This window comes from Lactiplantibacillus paraplantarum, assembly GCF_003641145.1.
Lineage (GTDB): Bacteria > Bacillota > Bacilli > Lactobacillales > Lactobacillaceae > Lactiplantibacillus > Lactiplantibacillus paraplantarum.
The window spans coordinates 1,146,782-1,163,502 of sequence record NZ_CP032744.1; the positions used below are offsets into that span (position 1 = coordinate 1,146,782).

Here is a 16,721-nt window from a genome sequence, read left to right on the forward strand (position 1 = left end):
TTTGATGCAAACAGTAAAAATAACGGTTAATGGTCAGGTAATGACGGCGAACTTTGATGAAAATGCAACTAGCGCGGCGTTGCTCGCACAAATGCCAATGGAATTACCAATGTTGAACCTGTATTCACGTGAATTAACTTATCGTTTTGACTCGGCATTACCAGCAAACGAAGTCCACACGTCTGGTTACGCGGTGGGTGACATTGCCTACTGGACACCGCGTCACAGCTTTGTCATCTTCTATAAGCAAACTGGTGAGGTCATTAGTGATTTACAAAAGATTGGCCATATTAATAACGGTGATTTAACACAATTCCGATCTTTGGGCACTGTTGTAATGGAATTTGAAAAAGCTTAATTACTGTAATAGATAGTCACAACCATTAGTCAATATGTGACAACTATAGGTTCATAGTGATTCAACTTTTGGATCCTTCAAATGTTTTAATAGACTGATAAACTAGTGATTGTAATCAAGTAATTGGTGTCAGGGAAATTTGAGAATGAATAAAAAGTTTTAACATTAATTTAGAAGGATGAACTTATGTCAGTAGAAAAACAAGGTTATTGTTATTACTGGAGCTTCATCAGGTATCGGTGAAGCTATTAGCCAGTCATGGTGCAAAAGTCGTTCTAGGCGCTCGACGTGAAAATCGGTTACAAGAACTGGTGAAAACTATTGAAGAGGATGTAGGTGGTATGGCTTTTACGCTAGTCATTACTTAATTTGATAACAGTGTTCAGTTAAATGAGGTCCTTCGATTGAAGGGCTCTAATTAAGGAGATATGTTAATATGTTTGATTTTACAGATAAAGTTGTTATTGTCACGGGTGCACGTACGGGGATTGGTCTGAGCGCCGCGACTTTATTCGCAAAGGCAGGAGCTCACGTCGTTCTGGCGGGCCATCATGAACCCAAAGATGAAGCACAGCATTTAGTTGATCAAGGATATTCAGCAGTGTCGTTTCAATGTGACGTTGCTCAGCCTAAAGACGTTGAAGTCATGGTCAAGTTTACCGTTGCCCAGTTTGGCCATCTCGATTATGCCTATAATGATGCCGGAATCCAAAGTCCGGTGATGGATACGGCGGACTTATCAGTTGATGAATATGATCATGTTATGGATACCAACCTTAAAGGGATGTTTTTGAGCATGAAGTACGAGCTCACACAAATGCGTACACAGGGAACCCCGGCCGCAATTGTTAACTGTTCTTCAATGGGCGGGTTAGTTGGAATTGCTGATCGGACGGCCTACCATGCTTCTAAACATGGGGTTCTAGGTCTGACTAAGAGCAGTGCACTGGAATATGCTGACCGCAACATTCGCATCAATGCGGTTTGCCCAGGAATCATTGATACGCCAATGGTTGCACGGATGGATGATACTGAGAAGAAGAAAATGGATGACCTTATGCGTGAAATTCCAATGGGCCGGCTTGCTAGACCAGAAGAAGTTGCGCAAGTAGTCCTCTTCCTCTGCAGCGATGCGGCTAGTTACATGGTTGGACAAGCCGTTGCGGTTGATGGTGGTTACACGATTCATTAGAAAATTGGGAGGAACTTGATGACGAATGTCTTAATTTTGGGTGCCAATGGACGGATTGCTCGAATTGCAGAACAACGATTGTTAGCTGAGACCGAAGTGCAGCTAACATTAGTTTTACGCCATTCTGAACGTTTAAACATTGTGAATCCTGAAAGAGAACAAGTTGTAGAAGGCGATGTTACCGATAGCCAACTGTTAGAACAGGTCATGCCTGACCAGGATATTGTCTATGCCAATTTGGCTGGTAATATGGAATTGTTAGCTAAAAATATTGTTCAAGTTATGCTTAATAATCAAGTTAAAAAATTGATTTGGATAACTGGCTCCGGACTATATCATGAAACGCCAGCGCCATTCGGTTCTTGGGTGGAGCAAGTTGTTGGTCATGCTTCAAAAGAAGATACACGCCGGGCTGCGCGGATCATCGAAAGTTCTGCGCTACAATATACGATTATCCGGGCAGCGTACATGACCGATGACTCTAAAGTGGATTATGAAGTGACACAAAAGGGTGAAACCTTTAAAGGAACCATGGTGTCACGAGCGAGTATTGCGGACTTAGTTTTACAGATTGTTAGCAATCCATGTGAGTATGCTCGGACTAGTCTAGGTATCGCTCAGCCTGGGACCGATGATATGTTGCCACAGATTAAATTAATGGAACGTAATCGTTAGGCAATTTTTGAAGTGATTGCCATGAAAACTTAATAAATAACGCAATAATTCTTGTTTCTTAAATCAATTATTGCGCTTTTTCTTCCCGAATTGTTAAAACTGATAAAGTTAACGGCGAATTTTATTTATTGAATCAAAATCAACACCCTGAAACGGTTTTAATGTTTTTGCGCATCATTAATTTAAAGTGACAGTTTATCATTTAGACATACGCCTTAGAAAATAATGTCTGTAATAAAGCGGTTGCATTTCCAACCATCTTTCGCTAGAGTGGAATAGTAAACCTAAACTGACCAAGTTCTAGCAGGTCAAGCGGATGAGAGGGAACCTTAATATGTATAAAATGATTGTTTGTGACTTAGATGAAACCTTAATGAATGACAATGGTACGTTGTCAGAAAAAAACGCGGCGGCGATTCAAGCAGCCGCTGCTAAGGGCGTTTACTTCGTGCCGAACTCTGGCCGCAGTTACACGTCGTTTCAAAATGATTTAGAGACGATGGGCTTGCGTGATCAACCGCACCAATATTCTATTTCTTATAATGGTGGCTTGATTTTAGAAAATAAAGATAACCGACCGATTGCGGTCAATGCGATGCCTCATGACGTTGCGAAGGGGGTTTTTGCAGCCGGTATTGCAAACAAGCAGGCGGCTACGCATGTGTATACGCAAGACGCGTTATATATCTATAATCCGATTTCAACGGATTCGGATTATCTTCAAAACCGTGGCGTGACGTTTACAACGATGACAACGCCTGACTTTGGCCAATTCAAGGACCTGAATGTGATGAAGATTATTATGGCATTGCCAACGATGGCGGACCGCAAACAAATGCGGGCGGATGTTGAAGCCATCGTCGATCCTAGTAAACTGGCCGTAACTTACTCATCTGATCGGTACGTGGAGTTCAATCCAGCCGGAGTCGATAAGGGGAGCGCCGCGGTTCAATTGGGCCAACTGCTGGGAATTAGTGCGGATGAGATTATTGCAGCGGGCGACAATAGTAATGATTTACCAATGCTGAACGCGGTCGGGCTACCAGTGAGTGTTGCTAATGGTATCGATGCCGTCAAAGCAGCGGCAAAGTACGTGACGGTTGGCGATAATAATCATGATGCGTTGGCGGAAGTGATTAACAAATTTGTTTTATAGCACTATATTTATCATAAAAACAAAAGTCCAAGTTTGAATTCCGGCTTTTACAAGTGGTATCATGGTAACTGAAAATATGATAATATGAGAGCATTATTGGTTACAAATTACCGAATGGGGGAACACGCATGAGTGCGATTCGTGACGATTTAGCTAAGGCGATTAAAAATAAACACCTGGTTGAGATTTATTCAAAGGGAACCAATGAACAGTTCAGTGTCGGTTACGTCATTCAGCAGGATGAAAAGTTTGTGCTGGTTAAGGCCGTTAACGTTGATGGTGAGCTTGATGGGTTAGTCGTTTTTCGTAAGGCATCGTTAGCCCGCGTGATTAGTGACACGGATTATTTGAAGAGCATGGCGACCATTATTACGTTAGCTAAACAACGTGGTTACTATGATATTTGGAATACTGAACGCTTGATGAATAAATTATTGAAGAAACAACATAAAACTAAGCATTCGTTGTTAAAGACGTTGTTAATGCAAGCGTTCCATCATGATCAAGTCATCCAATTATCTGGACGAATTAAGAAGCACGGTGATAGTTACGCTGGCTTTATTCACAGTGAACATAAAAAGTATATTGAATTTAATTACGTGGATATGTTTGACCTTGAAAAGCGGCCACAAATTGCGATTCGCTATGCTGAAATTGATGAGGCCAGTTTTCATAGTTTCGAAACCTTTAATACAACTGCCGTTATCGAGAGTTTTATGCCCGGTGACTTTCACTAATAACAATCTTTGAGCGACGCCAATAATGAATGGGGGTCGCTTTTTTGTATTCGTGACTGTTGCGACGTGTTGCTATTTTTCAGGAGCCGAAAAATAGCATTAAAGCTGGCTTTTCTGATGTTTATGAGTTGTAGCAAGGAAGTCAGTGATTCAGTAAAGATTGTTAAGTTTTTACCGCGCAAATATACAAATCACATTTATTTCGCTACAATAGTAGTATTGAGCATTATGCGGGGGAGGGGAGCAGTTATCGTTTACGTTTATTGGTATATCGCGGCTTTTGACCATTGGTATTCGGTTATGCTGATATTCTTATTACAGATATTAATTAATCGTGAATTGCGTCAGAAGCGGGTGTATCTCAGTATCGCGGTGATGACCCTGTTCTTAACGGCAATCTACATGTTATATGACGATTATTCGGATATCATTACGTTTATCGTGAACATGGGTTTATTGGCGTTTGTTCGCCGTAAAAAATACTTTATCGTAACCAGTTTAACGGCCACATTAGCTTATATTCTCTTTAGCTTTTTTGGTAATTATGCGACAGAATCCATTTTTCATCTGCTCAACCTTGGTTTGAATGATTGGAGTGGCTGGCTGTTTGAAGTTATTGGTGAGTCGATCGTTACGGCGTGCATGTTGGCCGTCGTGGTTAGTTTTAAAGTTTTACAAAAACGTTACCCGCGTCAATTTAGTGACGAGGTGACATTGAATGTGATTGTCAGTGCGCTGGCAGTGGTGGCCGTTGCTTTCTTCACGATTACGGTGGCTGCAGATAATTATAATATTGGTTCCGGCTTCTTGGGTATTTTGATGCTGATTCTAGTTGCGATTTTAATGATCAATGCGGGAACCTTTATCTACCTGTTTTATAGTTATACCTTGCGGGTTCAAAGCAATCGACAAGCGCTAGAGCGCAAACAATATGATATTTATGTTAAGAACTTGGAAAACAGTTATCAGAATTTGCGCAAGTTTCGCCATGACTATCAAAATATCTTGCTGTCATTAGGTGAATATATTCAGACGGCTGATGATCCTGAATTACAGCGTTACTTTGCCCAAGTTGTTACAAAATCAAAACAGAGTCTAAGCCGTGATTTTGGTCATTTTGATAATTTGGAGCAAATTAAGGACAAATCTTTAAAGGCCATTGTTCAGAGTAAATTTTCAGCGGCGCGGCAAGCTGGCATTCAGGTGCGCTTAGAGGCGAATGATCCAGTATCAGGTATCGCAATTGATCCGGTAACGCTGGCACGGGTCAGTGGTATTTTATTAGACAATGCCATTGAAGCCGTCAATGGTCAGAGTGGTGGTCAGATTACGGTGGCGGTTGTTAAATACTCTCGAATGGTTGAATTGATTTTTGCGAATTCGTTAACGCATCCCATTGAGCGACTGGATGAATTAATGGTCGCAGGACACACTTCTAAGGGTGCCGGCCATGGTCAAGGCTTGGCCACCGTCCGTGAATTGTTGGATCCACTAGCTAATGTGACTTACGAGGTGAGTTCACGGCAGCGATTTGAATTTATTATTAGTATTGAAAGTGAGTGAGCAGCGTGTTAAAGACCTTTGTTGTGGAAGATGATCCTGAACAATTAGCAACATTAAAGCAAATTATTAAAAATCATATTATGATTAATGATTTCGATATGGAACTAACTTTGGCAACTGGTCAAGCACAAGAATTGCTGGATTACGTCGAAGCGAATACTAATGTCGAGGGCTTGTACTTTTTGGATATTGAGTATCCAGGTCAAAAATTGAACGGTTTGTCGCTTGCAACGCGGATTCGTGAAACGGATGTGAACGCCAAGATTGTCTTTGTATCGACCCATTCAGAGATGGCTTTTTTAACTTTTGAACGCCGCATCGAACCACTAGACTTTATTGTTAAGGATCTTGGTCAGGAGACTGTTAAGGCTAAAGTTGAAACGGATATTCGAGTTGCTTATGAACGATATACGAAGCAAGGTGTCACGAGTAAGGCAATGTTCTCCTATTCTAAGGGGGGCCAACTCTTTAACGTCCCGTTGGAGCAAGTCTTGTTCATTGAGACTGGGACGAGTCGTAATAAGTTGGTGCTACACTTAATTGATCGGATCGTTCAGTATAACGGTAAGATCAGTGATGAGACGATCGCCCACCCCGAGTTGTTTCGGGTGCATAAAAGTTTTTTAGTGAACCCACAAATGCTTGTTCGAATTGATAAGCAACAACAGCTGGGATACTTTGAGAATGGCGAAGCCGTTGATATTGCTATTCGCAAGATGCATGACTTAGTGGCACTGATCAAACGTTCGGAATTGAGTGTCACTGTTAATTAATGTTTCGAGATAACTCTAATGTAACAAAATCGTCAAATTAATATGGATTTTAATGACGTTGGTGCAAGCTATTCAAGGCTTTGCACCTTTTTTGGTTTTTGATGTCGATTTACGATTATGCTAAGACTATCAAAAACACCAGTTATGGGGACTGGCTTGGAGGTGGGGTAATGAAGCAGTTTTGGTCATTAGTATTAATGATTCTGGCTGGTTGTCTATTGATCTTTGGTTCGGAATATAGTCTTCAGGGAGATTATCATCGGCACGTCAATCATCTGACCGTGTCGAAGGTCGTCTATCACCACAACGCCACCTCCGCAACGATCAGTGGGCGAACAAAGCACGGTATCATTGTGACCTTAAGAAGTGGTAAGCATGTTCGGCAGGTCATTTCAAATAAGCAGAGTGGTCAATTCTACGTTAAAATGCCAGTTAACAAACGGGTGACGATCAAGGTCGTTGGGCTAAAACCCAAGACGTTAACGGTACCAACTGGGACAAAGAGTTAGATTGGGGCGAGCGGGCATTGCCGGCTCTTTTTTTGACCCGAATTGTCAGCGGTACGGATTGCTAAAAAACGGTTAAGCTTCATGTTAAGTAGTAGGCGACTTCTGAATTTTAGCGTACAGTAAAATTCAGAAAGAAAAGGAGCAGTGGCTGTATGTTAGTGGTTGGCATTATTTTAGTGATTGGGATTGTGGGGACGTTTGTTTTGAGGTTGCGGTATCATTTTCGGTTATCAATGGGGACAATTACTGAAACCGCATTTGCTTGTTCGTTGTTGAATATCGGGGTATTCTTACTGTTTATCTTGTTGGGGCAATTAACAGGACCAGTGTTATTCTCAGAACAAGCTTATTTGCCAATCTATCGGTTGTTACAGGGGGGCTTAATCCCAATTATTGGCATTGTTTTAGCAATTATGGGAATGGTGCGCGAAAAAGGGCTGATGAATTGGTGGTTATTACACTTTAATATCCTATTTTTAATTTTTGATGTGCTATTAGTTTGGATGGGCGGTTACACGAGCTGAACAAGCGATACACTGGTGGCTAGCGATAAATAGCGCCTGAATAAGTACTTGCGCAGTTGATAGCACTAGTTGGCAGTGGTTGATAGGAACCACTGATATTTTTGTGAACGCATTATTTAGTAGTAGTTGGAATTATTAGGATATTAATATGAATCAAAAATTAAATGAGCCATTTTGCAACGGAATAACAGGATATGGACCAATCATATAAAGGTGGCTGAACAGGCAATAATTTGGCCTGAGGATGCCCTGTTAGTGTATTTTAAATAAAAAAATGACTCTACCGCCAGAAGCAGTAGGGCCAAAGAGTTAGGTTTAAGTACAATATGGGGGATTGTACTTGCTTGTCCATCCACTTTGGGGGAGTAAAATGAACAAGTGTATAACTATTAGGTACAAGTATATACTATTACATAATTGTGAAGAAAGTGTGAAGATTTATCCGAAATAGTCAAAATTATATTTTATTTTTTAAATATATGATTGTTTTTCGATAATTTTAAATGAACAATACAGTTCTTATTAATAATATTTAAATTCAAATCGAACAATTATTGCCAATTACGACTTGCAATTACGTGTTTGATTATTAGGACTGCGGTAAAATTATGCCGAGAGGTGAAGTCCAACGGCGTTATTTGACCGTAGCTTGGGATGGCTTGCAAGAGTTCTGATGATGACTGGCTTAGTGGTTGGTGTTGTCATCCCACCAATGTTACTTAGATTAATTAACCAATTGAATCAGTGTCCCAACACAACGACATGGCAAGTATTATTGGTAATTAGCTATCTCCTTGTGTTTGCGATATTGGCCGTGACAGCTAATGCCCTGATGCGGCACTATACTGGTGAGTATGAGTCGCAGCCCTTAAAACGTCGTGATTGGGCAATCATTGCAGGTAGTTACGCCGCCATTTTGATCTTAGAAGGTGTCTTTCAACTGATCAATCAGATTATTTACCATCAAAGTCAAACTCAAAATAATATGGTCATTCAGGACTTGATGGCCGGTAGTACGCTCTCCTTGTGGCTAATGGCGCTTAGCGCAGTTTTTTTAACACCAATTACCGAAGAACTGGTCTTCCGTGGTGTTCTGACGAATTTATTTTTTAAACAAACTTGGTTAAAAGTTTTGCTTAGTGGTCTGGTTTTCGGTAGTTTACACAGTAGTTCGACGGTGCCTAGTTTTCTGATCTATGTGACAATGGGGCTGGTGTTAGCGACAGTTTACCAGCTGACTGGCAAAATCCGAGCAGCAATTGTCCTTCATTTTATAATCAATGCGTTTGCGATGAGCATTTTGTTATTACACGGATCAGCCTTGAATTAGATTGGTAATATTAAATCATAAGATATTTAATTAAGACGACCGGCAATGATTGATTGGAATAGCAAAAAGGTCGGCATTAATCGCCGACCTTTCTGACTATTAGATCTCAATACGTGTAACTGATTAGAAAGCTTCACCAGAATAGTCGATCTTTTTAGGATCGGCGTTTTTGATGTGTTCGGAAGCAAAGTTAACCGTTTCACGAATTTGATTGTACGTTGATTCATCGAGACCAAGTAAGTCCATGCAAGAATTAACGTGGGCAAAAATCTCTGGCTTGGCATCGATAGCTTTTTGTGACAATGAAATATTGACTTGCCGTTCATCATCCGTATCGCGTTTGCGTTCGACCCAGCCTTGCGTCTGCATCCGCTTCAGTAGTGGTGTTAAGGTACCACTGTCAAGGTTGACGTGTGAACCGAGTTCGCGGACCGTCATCGGACTCTTTTCCCACAGTGCCAGTAAGGTAATGTACTGGGGATAAGTCAGCTTAAAGGGTGCTAAAGCTTCAGAATAAAAGTGATTATAACGTTTGCTGGCGGTGTAAAGCGCAAAACAAAGCTGTTCGTCTAGCAAAATGTTTTTTGTTGGGGTTGCCATCAAACCGCCTCCTTTACTATCTATTTTAGTACATTGTACGCAATTAATTCGTCAAATGCAATTAATATTACGCAAATACATCGTTTTCAAGCAATTTAATTATAAGTGACGATTAATTAACCAACCTTGTTAAGGGCTTGTGATTGGAATTCCTTCAGAAATAAGGTGGCCAGTGCACGTTGGTTGATCGCCAACTGGTGATTGTCCGTAAAGATGTAGAGCGGAACCTGAGTGGGCAGGTTCTGAGCGTAATAGCCGGTGACGGGTACCGAGTAGGCAGCATGAACCTGCTTATGAACAAAACCGTGGGAGGCCTGTGGTGTGGCTTTGATGGTCAATGAGGCTAAGATATGATAACTACTCGGTACCAAATGACGCGCGTGTTGAACGTGCACGCCGTGTAATCGCGAGCGTAGTTGTAAGCCGGTGGCAGTAGTCAATTGTAAAGCTTGCTTGAGTTCCAACAGATAGCTTTGTTGACTATTAATATTCTTCAGTCGAATCTTAAAATGGCCGAATGGAATGGCACGGTCTTGATGCTGGATAGCTAAGCTATGTTGTTCGACCCGTAGCTTAGGCTTGACGGGCTCAAAAGTATATTGTTGTAAAAGTTGTGTTGCAGTTTTCAAATTCTCACTCCCCATGCTTAACTTAGTCCTTTGAAAACTGGTGGTCAAATAATTGGTTACATTTGCTAGTCATGGTCTTTTCAAGTAGAATTATAATGATAGGGGGTTGGGATAATGTTTATGACAACCGGTGATTTACAACGCTCGCACATGATTAAAGGCGTTGTCTCCGTTACCAAACACTTGATGTTTGAATCCGATGGCATCGATCAGTTCGAGCGGTTCGATGATTTAATTGAACAAGTCAAACCGTTACTGTTGGAAAAGGCGGAAGCCCAAGGTGGCGATGGATTGATCTATGTGAACTTTAATACCGAAGTGGCTCAAATGAGTGTGGCACCCCGGTTTTTAGTGGTGACAGGCTATGGGACCGTCGTCAAGCTCGTTGATGAATCTGTTTAAACCTCAGGATCTGAATTTTCAGGTCCTTTTTTTGATGTTACAGGCTTATTGAATAGAAAGGAAGGTTGGATGACGAGTCATTCATTTACTAAGGGTGCCATTGAAGTTTTCGATGCAACTCAAAATAACTTACAACATGTTAATTTACGAGTACCCAAGTATGCAACGACGGTGTTTGTTGGTTTATCTGGTTCTGGAAAATCGTCACTGGTTTTTGACACAATTGCCGCGGCATCACGTCGGGAACTAAATGAAACGTTTCCCAGTTTTACGCAACAGTATTTACCAAAATATGGGCAGCCACACGTCGGCCATATTGAGCACTTACCAGTCGCAATTGTGATCGCACAGCAACGACTGGGCAAAAATGCTCGCTCGACTTTGGCAACTTACACGGGAATTTACTCCTTGTTACGACTGTTATTTTCACGTGTCGGGCAGCCGTTTATTGGGTATTCGGATACTTTCTCGTTCAATTTGCCACAAGGAATGTGCCCAACTTGTCAAGGATTAGGCTACGTTGATGATATTGATGAACAACAATTGATCGACCCGGAGAAGTCATTAAATGAAGGGGCCATTACGTTTGTGAGTTTTGCGCCGGATACGTGGCGCTGGCGACGTTATGCGACCAGTGGGTTGTTCGACAATGATAAACCTATTAAGGATTATACGGCCGCCGACTATGACCTGCTGATGCACGCGCCACAACAGAAGCTAGCACATCCTGGGGAAGGGTTTCCCCGAACAGCATTATACGAAGGTGTCGTGCCACGGATTCAACGGTCGATCATTGGCAAGAAGGAAGCGGAACACCATCGTGATGCGATTGCGGCGATTGTGACGCGTAAGGCGTGCCCAACGTGCGGTGGTACTCGGCTCAAGCCAGTGGTCTTAACTAATCATATTAACGGGGTCAACATTGCTCAGGTGACGGCCATGGATTTGAAGCACGTTTTGGCTTTTTTGCAGGGGATCGATGCGCCGTTAGCTCAAGACATTGTGCGGGAACTGACGACTAAGATTCAGTCGTTGGTCGATATTGGTCTAGGTTATTTGACATTGGACCGTGGGACAAGTTCTTTATCTGGCGGTGAGGCGCAGCGGATCAAGATTGCTAAGTATTTGACCAGTGCCTTGGTGGATATGGTTTATATCTTAGATGAACCAAGTGTTGGATTGCACCCACACGATATCCAGTTGATCAAGCAAGCATTGACGAAGTTGAAGGATAAGGGAAACACGATTCTGATTGTGGAGCACAATCCGGCCATGTTTACATTAGCCGATTACGTTGTCGAAATGGGTCCCGCGGCTGGCCGTGCTGGTGGACAGGTGACATTTACTGGCACTTATGACGAGCTATTAGCTTCTGATACACTAACAGGTCGGTGGTTACGGCAACCGCATGTTTGGGGACTGGAGCGACCAGTCAAGACCGTGTTAGCGTTGCGACATATTAATGAAAATAATCTGCATGATGTTAGTGTGGACGTACCGCTTGGGGTGATGACAGTTGTTTCGGGTGTGGCCGGGTCAGGGAAGAGCTCCTTGATTACTGCGCTAAAACAACAATTAAAGACGGCTTATATTGATCTGGCCCAGACGCCCGTGGGCTTGAATATCCGGTCAACGCCGGCGACTTATTTAGGGGTATTAGACCAAATTCGGCAATTATTCGCGAAGGCAAACGGTGTCGCTACAAGCTGGTTCAGTTATAACGGTAAAGGCGCGTGCCCCCGTTGTAAGGGTAAAGGCGTGACGATTACGAATATGGCCTTCATGGACCCGGTCGTACAGACTTGTGAGTTATGTCATGGACAACGGTATAATGCAACGGCGCTCAGCTATGCGTACCGAGGTAAGACAATTGCGGACGTCCTCCAGATGTCGGTCACAACGGCCTTAGCCTTTTTTGCCGCGGTGGACAAGGTGGCTCGGCCACTGACGAATCTAGATCGGGTCGGTTTAGGCTACTTGACATTGGCACAACCATTGACGACCTTGTCAGGCGGCGAACTACAACGGTTGAAATTAGCTGTGGAATTAGGTAAGAAGGGGACGGTGTACTTGTTGGATGAACCGACTGCGGGTCTGCATTTAAAAGACACCCAACGCTTACTAAAATTATTCGATGAGTTAGTGGCGGCCGGTAACTCATTGATTATTATTGAACATAACTTGTCGGTAATTAGTCAGGCGGATTGGCTGATTGACGTTGGTCCCGATGCAGGGCAGTATGGTGGCCAAATTCAGTATAGTGGGACGCCACGCGAATCCGTGCATGCCGCAGCTTCGCGGACGGGTACGGCACTGAAATCCTGGCTGGCAATGTAAAACTTACTAAAATTGAGCAAACAAAAAGCACATGCAATTGCACGTGCTTTTTTAGAAGGGCGGTAGGTGGGAATCGAACCCACGCGTGCCGGAGCCACAATCCGGTGCGTTAACCACTTCGCCACTACCGCCATCACGTTAACTTTTCGTCAACATACCTAGTATACACTAAAATCGAGGGTTGCATAGTGATTTTTACTAATTTTCAGAAATTAGTGGTGTTTATTTTCGTGTAGACAGGTATGACTGACATTAGTTCCCAACCAGATATTATTAACACGAATGCTCAGCAAGTGACAGCCACAAGAAGGTCACTCACTGCTATCAATCATCATGATAATGGTGCCGTTAGTTCAACTATGGCACGGACTGACTCACGTGATCTGGTTACTACTGATACGGTCAAATCGACTGAAACGCCTCGTATCGGGACGCCGACGCAACTGCCACAAACTGATGAACAGACTCCGGCTACTGCAAACTGGTGGGGCTGGCTCGGTTTGGCACTGACCGGACTGATTGCGATGATTAAGCCAAATAAGAATAAGCAGGATTAGTAGTATAGTTCATTTTGAAAACAAAGTCGCAGGGCCCACAATTGTTGGGTTCTGCGACTTTGTTCTACATAGAATTAAGCAACTGTTGAGTTACTAATATCAGTTTTCGCTGGTATGGAACTTTGATTGGAGGCCGATATAAAAGGTATACATGATAACATCGATTAATATTTGGGGACCGATTATTAAAACTTGCACAAATAAAAAACCCGGCAAATTAATATTTACCAAGCTTTTCCGTTGAACCAAGATGTTCAATTATGCCCCAGGCAGGATTCGAACCTGTACATTGTTTCCAATACAGCGACCTGAACGCTGCGCGTCTGCCAGTTCCGCCACTGGGGCAGTTGCGTTAACAACAATATTCATTATAGCGAAAAGTGACGAAAAAATAAACCTTTTTCTATATTTATGCCATTTATCTTAGTTGTGCCAGCCAATTACATAACGAGTTGCTAATTATTTTCTGCTCAGTATCGGTTACTTGTGGAAATGAGCCTTGAATGGGCTAATTAAGTCAGCTGATAGAAGCATGTGAAAATTAATATAAAAAGTCACCCATCAAAGCATCCTCAACAGCAATGCTTTAACGGGTGACAACTTGGCAGCCAATTAATTCGCTTGTTTGGTTGTAATACTACCATCTAAATAAACAAAGTAACTATTCAAATAATGACCGCGACCACCATTAGCCGTTTTCTGATAGGTATCGACTTGATAATAGTGATGCCCATGTGCATCCTGATTCGCAGTTGGAATGACACCAAACGTCTGCTGCTTAGGCTTGTTAAGGACCTGATCCACGGCCGCCACGGCGCTAGTTGCGCTGGTGATATGATCGTCAGTTGCTTGGTAGTGGTCACCCGACTGCTTTTTGGCGCTGGCATCCGCAGCTTGATTGGCACGACTGGTCTGTTCTGCCCGATTAGCTGCTGCGACTGAATTTGCCTGTTTGGTTGAGATACTCGGCTCAGCGTTAGAGGTGCAGCCAGCTAAAAGCAGTAGCGAACAGAGACTGATTAAAATTGCCCGGTTCACGTGTGGGCCTCCTTATTTTATTTGTTCTTGGGACAAGCTCGGATAGGGGGCTTGCCGGATAACGTTCAAATCGACGACGGTCATCACACCGATTGATAAAAGTAACAATACTGCTAAGATTAATTTTTTCATTAAAATAACCTCACTTGATCATCCCGCTGCCCTTATTTCCAGTTTGGAACCCAGATAACACGGTCAATTTGTTCTGGAATGACGGTAATCTTGGAACCAGTCTGCGGCCCAGCTTGAACATCAATGACATACGAGACCGGCCCGGCATCGACTTCAACGATCGAGCCGCGTTGACCGTCGACCGTGTCGACTAAACTATAGAGCGGAATCTCGTCGTTGCTGATTTCCATTTCATATAATGTAAATTGCAAGAAGTAGGACTTCTTACCAGTTTTGATTTTTAATGGCGTATCAATGGCACCATAGTCGGGTAGAGCCCGATTTTGGGCATTCGGATCATTCATATACTGCATTTCGTCAACGGCATCAATAGCCATTTTCCATTCGCCACCGGTCAAGTTAGTTTTGGAGGAAAGTGTCATGACTGAATTAGCATAAATATCGATTACGTTGAAAGCTTCGTCGACCTGCTTTTTTGGCAGATAACCAATGGTATAGCCGTGTTCAGCAACTTTTAATTCAACCCGCACTGACCGCTGAGGACCGTCGACTTCTTCAACCAATTGAATTTCACCGATATTGGCATTGGCGTCCACCCGATATTTTTTCGCATAGAGATAATCCGCTTTAAGGCCAGAATCATTATAACCACCATAAGGTTTAAAGTAACCTCGGGCACTGGCATCGGCCAAAGCAGCTTCAAATTCTTTTTGGTAGTAATCCAGCCCAATGACGTAAGAACGGAAAATTGCCCGTGAATTGGCATTGATTCGCCGGGTTTGTGGTACGGCTACGGGGTGGGGGACGGCTTGATTAAGTCGGTTACGAAAACCGTTATTTTGGGTCTGCAACTTGGTAATCTGACGATCTTGTTCCTGATTAGTTAACGTCTGGTGGACCAGCCGCTGCCGAATCGATTTTAACAACGCAGCCTGTTTGTCCGCTGCCTGATTGACACGGTGGAGATGGACTAACACCGCAATTAAGATAATAATTAAAATTAGACAGACGAAGACCGGTCCAGCGACAAATAAATAAGTTCTCATAAATAATTCACTCCAAAAAGAATTGCAGATTAGTTTAAGTATAAGCGACTAGCTTGTTAAGCGCCAATTTAACGGCTGTGCTTGTCAGGTAGCCGATAACAAGGTATGATATTGCTATTGTATAATATTTTCGAGTTAGAGGAAACGGTGGCGAACGGCGTGCAGTGGTTGATTAAAATCTACCATCAATATCAATATTTTTGGAAATACGCACTGTTTGGCTTTATGGCCGCATTAGTGAATGTTTTAGTATTCTGGGTACTCCATTCAGTTCTGGCGGAACACTATTTATTTTCCAACACAATTGCGTGGGTGTTAGCAACTTTGTTTAGTTTTTTTACCAACAAAGCGGTGGTCTTTCAATCTAAATCCCAAGATTTTGGGCACTGGTGTCGGGAGTTCATTAGTTTTATGTTGACCCGAGGATTATCGTATTTTTTCGATACTTTTCTAATGTTCGTCGGCATTTCACTGTTGTTTTGGGCACCGCTACTAGTTAAAATCATTGACCAAGTTCTGGTGGGCCTATTTAACTACGGGACATCGCGATTGATTTTTATGGAAAGTAATCAGAAAATGCGGATGCGCCAACAAATCATGAAACGCTTGAGTGATCGCAATAGTTAATGATAGTAAGGAAGGCAAGTAGTCAGTTATCAAGGCTGCTTGCTTTTTTAGTATGCAGTTAATCACGTTCATCGGTAATCACAACGCTGCCGGCCAATAGGAATTTTAGATCCAACTACCAGTCAGTTGCCAGTGCAAACCGATACCGCAAATAATGGTCAATAAGGTGCCACAAATTAGTAAGGTGAGAAGGCCATGGTTCAAGTGGCTTTCTTGCTTACGCGCAAAGGCGACTTCGATTAGACCGATTGTACCTAATCCGAGAATAGCTTTGAAAAGTGTCAACCACCAGTTGCCGGATAACGTTCTGATCGCCAGCGCCACGCCCGTTATAATAATCAATAAGTATCCTAAACGACTAAGAATCAAAAAACGATTAGCTGATTTGACTGAGTGCCGACTGAGACCAATCGTGACCGTCAGCATGAGCCAGAGCCAACCAATAATGTGTCCTAATAAGTACATGACAAAACCGCCTCCACATTTACAGTTCATGTCTAATTTTAGCATGAAAGTAGGCGTTGGCGGCGGTTTCT

Annotated in this window: 19 protein-coding genes, 2 tRNA genes and 1 pseudogene; 15 read left to right on the forward strand and 7 right to left on the reverse strand. The window is 42.7% G+C overall.

From position 1 onward, the window contains the following. Nucleotides 1-4 precede the first annotated feature (4 nt). From LP667_RS05500 to LP667_RS05555, 11 genes and pseudogenes are all read left to right on the forward strand, one after another. Nucleotides 5-358: a cyclophilin-like fold protein gene (locus LP667_RS05500; RefSeq protein WP_021731329.1), complete on the forward strand. Its 354-nt coding sequence runs from the start codon at nucleotides 5-7 to the stop codon at nucleotides 356-358. Between the two features lie 208 nt (nucleotides 359-566). Continuing rightward, nucleotides 567-705, forward strand: a pseudogene (locus LP667_RS16990) (SDR family NAD(P)-dependent oxidoreductase); the annotation flags it as partial. Nucleotides 706-794: 89 nt separating this feature from the next. Then, the gene (locus tag LP667_RS05510) at nucleotides 795-1,550 is read left to right on the forward strand and encodes an SDR family NAD(P)-dependent oxidoreductase (RefSeq protein ID WP_021731331.1); all 756 of its coding nucleotides are present in this window, start codon (nucleotides 795-797) and stop codon (nucleotides 1,548-1,550) included. A gap of 18 nt (nucleotides 1,551-1,568) precedes the next feature. Beyond that, entirely contained in the window at nucleotides 1,569-2,225 is a 657-nt protein-coding gene (locus LP667_RS05515; protein ID WP_021731332.1) for an NAD(P)H-binding protein, read from the forward strand. A 334-nt stretch (nucleotides 2,226-2,559) separates the two neighbouring features. Beyond that, nucleotides 2,560-3,381 (forward strand): Cof-type HAD-IIB family hydrolase, encoded by an 822-nt coding sequence (locus LP667_RS05520; protein ID WP_021731333.1) that lies wholly within the window; start codon nucleotides 2,560-2,562, stop codon nucleotides 3,379-3,381. A 128-nt stretch (nucleotides 3,382-3,509) separates the two neighbouring features. Beyond that, complete coding sequence (locus LP667_RS05525) at nucleotides 3,510-4,118, forward strand: hypothetical protein (RefSeq protein ID WP_021731334.1); 609 nt, start codon at nucleotides 3,510-3,512, stop codon at nucleotides 4,116-4,118. A 228-nt stretch (nucleotides 4,119-4,346) separates the two neighbouring features. Continuing rightward, nucleotides 4,347-5,681, forward strand: a complete 1,335-nt coding sequence (locus tag LP667_RS05535) for a sensor histidine kinase (RefSeq protein WP_225428786.1) — start codon at nucleotides 4,347-4,349, stop codon at nucleotides 5,679-5,681. A 5-nt stretch (nucleotides 5,682-5,686) separates the two neighbouring features. Continuing rightward, entirely contained in the window at nucleotides 5,687-6,454 is a 768-nt protein-coding gene (locus LP667_RS05540) for a LytR/AlgR family response regulator transcription factor (RefSeq protein WP_021731336.1), read from the forward strand. A 170-nt stretch (nucleotides 6,455-6,624) separates the two neighbouring features. Continuing rightward, entirely contained in the window at nucleotides 6,625-6,963 is a 339-nt protein-coding gene (locus LP667_RS05545; protein WP_021731337.1) for a hypothetical protein, read from the forward strand. A gap of 152 nt (nucleotides 6,964-7,115) precedes the next feature. Further along, nucleotides 7,116-7,487, forward strand: coding sequence for a hypothetical protein (locus LP667_RS05550; protein ID WP_021731338.1), 372 nt, complete (start codon nucleotides 7,116-7,118; stop codon nucleotides 7,485-7,487). Between the two features lie 673 nt (nucleotides 7,488-8,160). Beyond that, nucleotides 8,161-8,817: a CPBP family intramembrane glutamic endopeptidase gene (locus LP667_RS05555; protein WP_021731339.1), complete on the forward strand. Its 657-nt coding sequence runs from the start codon at nucleotides 8,161-8,163 to the stop codon at nucleotides 8,815-8,817. Between the two features lie 123 nt (nucleotides 8,818-8,940). Here LP667_RS05555 and LP667_RS05560 read toward each other — a convergent pair whose 3' ends face one another. Then, nucleotides 8,941-9,417 carry a MarR family winged helix-turn-helix transcriptional regulator gene (locus LP667_RS05560; protein ID WP_021731340.1) on the reverse strand — a complete coding sequence of 159 codons (477 nt, stop codon included), beginning with the start codon at nucleotides 9,415-9,417 and terminating at the stop codon, nucleotides 8,941-8,943. Nucleotides 9,418-9,533: 116 nt separating this feature from the next. Then, complete coding sequence (locus LP667_RS05565; protein ID WP_033609436.1) at nucleotides 9,534-10,046, reverse strand: hypothetical protein; 513 nt, start codon at nucleotides 10,044-10,046, stop codon at nucleotides 9,534-9,536. A gap of 114 nt (nucleotides 10,047-10,160) precedes the next feature. Between LP667_RS05565 and LP667_RS05570 the strand changes: the two genes are divergently transcribed. Further along, nucleotides 10,161-10,448 carry a hypothetical protein gene (locus LP667_RS05570; RefSeq protein ID WP_021731342.1) on the forward strand — a complete coding sequence of 96 codons (288 nt, stop codon included), beginning with the start codon at nucleotides 10,161-10,163 and terminating at the stop codon, nucleotides 10,446-10,448. A gap of 69 nt (nucleotides 10,449-10,517) precedes the next feature. Continuing rightward, nucleotides 10,518-12,785 carry an ATP-binding cassette domain-containing protein gene (locus LP667_RS05575; protein ID WP_021731343.1) on the forward strand — a complete coding sequence of 756 codons (2,268 nt, stop codon included), beginning with the start codon at nucleotides 10,518-10,520 and terminating at the stop codon, nucleotides 12,783-12,785. A gap of 58 nt (nucleotides 12,786-12,843) precedes the next feature. Here LP667_RS05575 and LP667_RS05580 read toward each other — a convergent pair. Next, a tRNA-His gene (locus tag LP667_RS05580) sits at nucleotides 12,844-12,916 on the reverse strand. A 111-nt stretch (nucleotides 12,917-13,027) separates the two neighbouring features. Between LP667_RS05580 and LP667_RS05585 the strand changes: the two genes are divergently transcribed. Continuing rightward, entirely contained in the window at nucleotides 13,028-13,342 is a 315-nt protein-coding gene (locus tag LP667_RS05585; RefSeq protein ID WP_021731344.1) for a hypothetical protein, read from the forward strand. 261 nt (nucleotides 13,343-13,603) lie between these two features. On the opposite strand, the gene LP667_RS05590 is transcribed toward LP667_RS05585, so the two are convergent. The 3 genes from LP667_RS05590 to LP667_RS05605 form a co-directional block, all read right to left on the reverse strand. Then, nucleotides 13,604-13,687, reverse strand: a tRNA-Leu gene (locus LP667_RS05590). 267 nt (nucleotides 13,688-13,954) lie between these two features. Next, complete coding sequence (locus tag LP667_RS05595; protein WP_021731345.1) at nucleotides 13,955-14,380, reverse strand: hypothetical protein; 426 nt, start codon at nucleotides 14,378-14,380, stop codon at nucleotides 13,955-13,957. A gap of 164 nt (nucleotides 14,381-14,544) precedes the next feature. Continuing rightward, nucleotides 14,545-15,558: a hypothetical protein gene (locus tag LP667_RS05605; RefSeq protein WP_056988375.1), complete on the reverse strand. Its 1,014-nt coding sequence runs from the start codon at nucleotides 15,556-15,558 to the stop codon at nucleotides 14,545-14,547. Between the two features lie 105 nt (nucleotides 15,559-15,663). Here LP667_RS05605 and LP667_RS05610 point away from each other — a divergent pair, with 105 nt between their 5' ends. Beyond that, a complete protein-coding gene (locus LP667_RS05610; protein WP_050584264.1) occupies nucleotides 15,664-16,185 on the forward strand; it encodes a GtrA family protein in 522 nt (173 codons plus the stop codon). A 105-nt stretch (nucleotides 16,186-16,290) separates the two neighbouring features. Here LP667_RS05610 and LP667_RS05615 read toward each other — a convergent pair whose 3' ends face one another. Beyond that, nucleotides 16,291-16,650: a YisL family protein gene (locus tag LP667_RS05615; RefSeq protein WP_021731349.1), complete on the reverse strand. Its 360-nt coding sequence runs from the start codon at nucleotides 16,648-16,650 to the stop codon at nucleotides 16,291-16,293. Nucleotides 16,651-16,721 lie beyond the last annotated feature (71 nt).

Excerpts from the sequence above, each read along its gene's own strand:
- LP667_RS05585 (WP_021731344.1), top strand. The coding sequence starts at position 13,028 with ATGACTGACATTAGTTCCCAACCAGATATTATTAACACGAATGCTCAG.
- LP667_RS05520 (WP_021731333.1), top strand. The coding sequence starts at position 2,560 with ATGTATAAAATGATTGTTTGTGACTTAGATGAAACCTTAATGAATGAC.
- LP667_RS05555 (WP_021731339.1), top strand. The coding sequence starts at position 8,161 with ATGATGACTGGCTTAGTGGTTGGTGTTGTCATCCCACCAATGTTACTT.
- LP667_RS05575 (WP_021731343.1), top strand. The coding sequence starts at position 10,518 with ATGACGAGTCATTCATTTACTAAGGGTGCCATTGAAGTTTTCGATGCA.
- LP667_RS05615 (WP_021731349.1), bottom strand. The coding sequence starts at position 16,650 with ATGTACTTATTAGGACACATTATTGGTTGGCTCTGGCTCATGCTGACG.
- LP667_RS05610 (WP_050584264.1), top strand. The coding sequence starts at position 15,664 with ATGATATTGCTATTGTATAATATTTTCGAGTTAGAGGAAACGGTGGCG.
- LP667_RS05560 (WP_021731340.1), bottom strand. The coding sequence starts at position 9,417 with ATGGCAACCCCAACAAAAAACATTTTGCTAGACGAACAGCTTTGTTTT.
- LP667_RS05570 (WP_021731342.1), top strand. The coding sequence starts at position 10,161 with ATGTTTATGACAACCGGTGATTTACAACGCTCGCACATGATTAAAGGC.
- LP667_RS05535 (WP_225428786.1), top strand. The coding sequence starts at position 4,347 with ATGCGGGGGAGGGGAGCAGTTATCGTTTACGTTTATTGGTATATCGCG.
- LP667_RS05525 (WP_021731334.1), top strand. The coding sequence starts at position 3,510 with ATGAGTGCGATTCGTGACGATTTAGCTAAGGCGATTAAAAATAAACAC.
- LP667_RS05605 (WP_056988375.1), bottom strand. The coding sequence starts at position 15,558 with ATGAGAACTTATTTATTTGTCGCTGGACCGGTCTTCGTCTGTCTAATT.
- LP667_RS05545 (WP_021731337.1), top strand. The coding sequence starts at position 6,625 with ATGAAGCAGTTTTGGTCATTAGTATTAATGATTCTGGCTGGTTGTCTA.
- LP667_RS05510 (WP_021731331.1), top strand. The coding sequence starts at position 795 with ATGTTTGATTTTACAGATAAAGTTGTTATTGTCACGGGTGCACGTACG.
- LP667_RS05550 (WP_021731338.1), top strand. The coding sequence starts at position 7,116 with ATGTTAGTGGTTGGCATTATTTTAGTGATTGGGATTGTGGGGACGTTT.
- LP667_RS05515 (WP_021731332.1), top strand. The coding sequence starts at position 1,569 with ATGACGAATGTCTTAATTTTGGGTGCCAATGGACGGATTGCTCGAATT.
- LP667_RS05500 (WP_021731329.1), top strand. The coding sequence starts at position 5 with ATGCAAACAGTAAAAATAACGGTTAATGGTCAGGTAATGACGGCGAAC.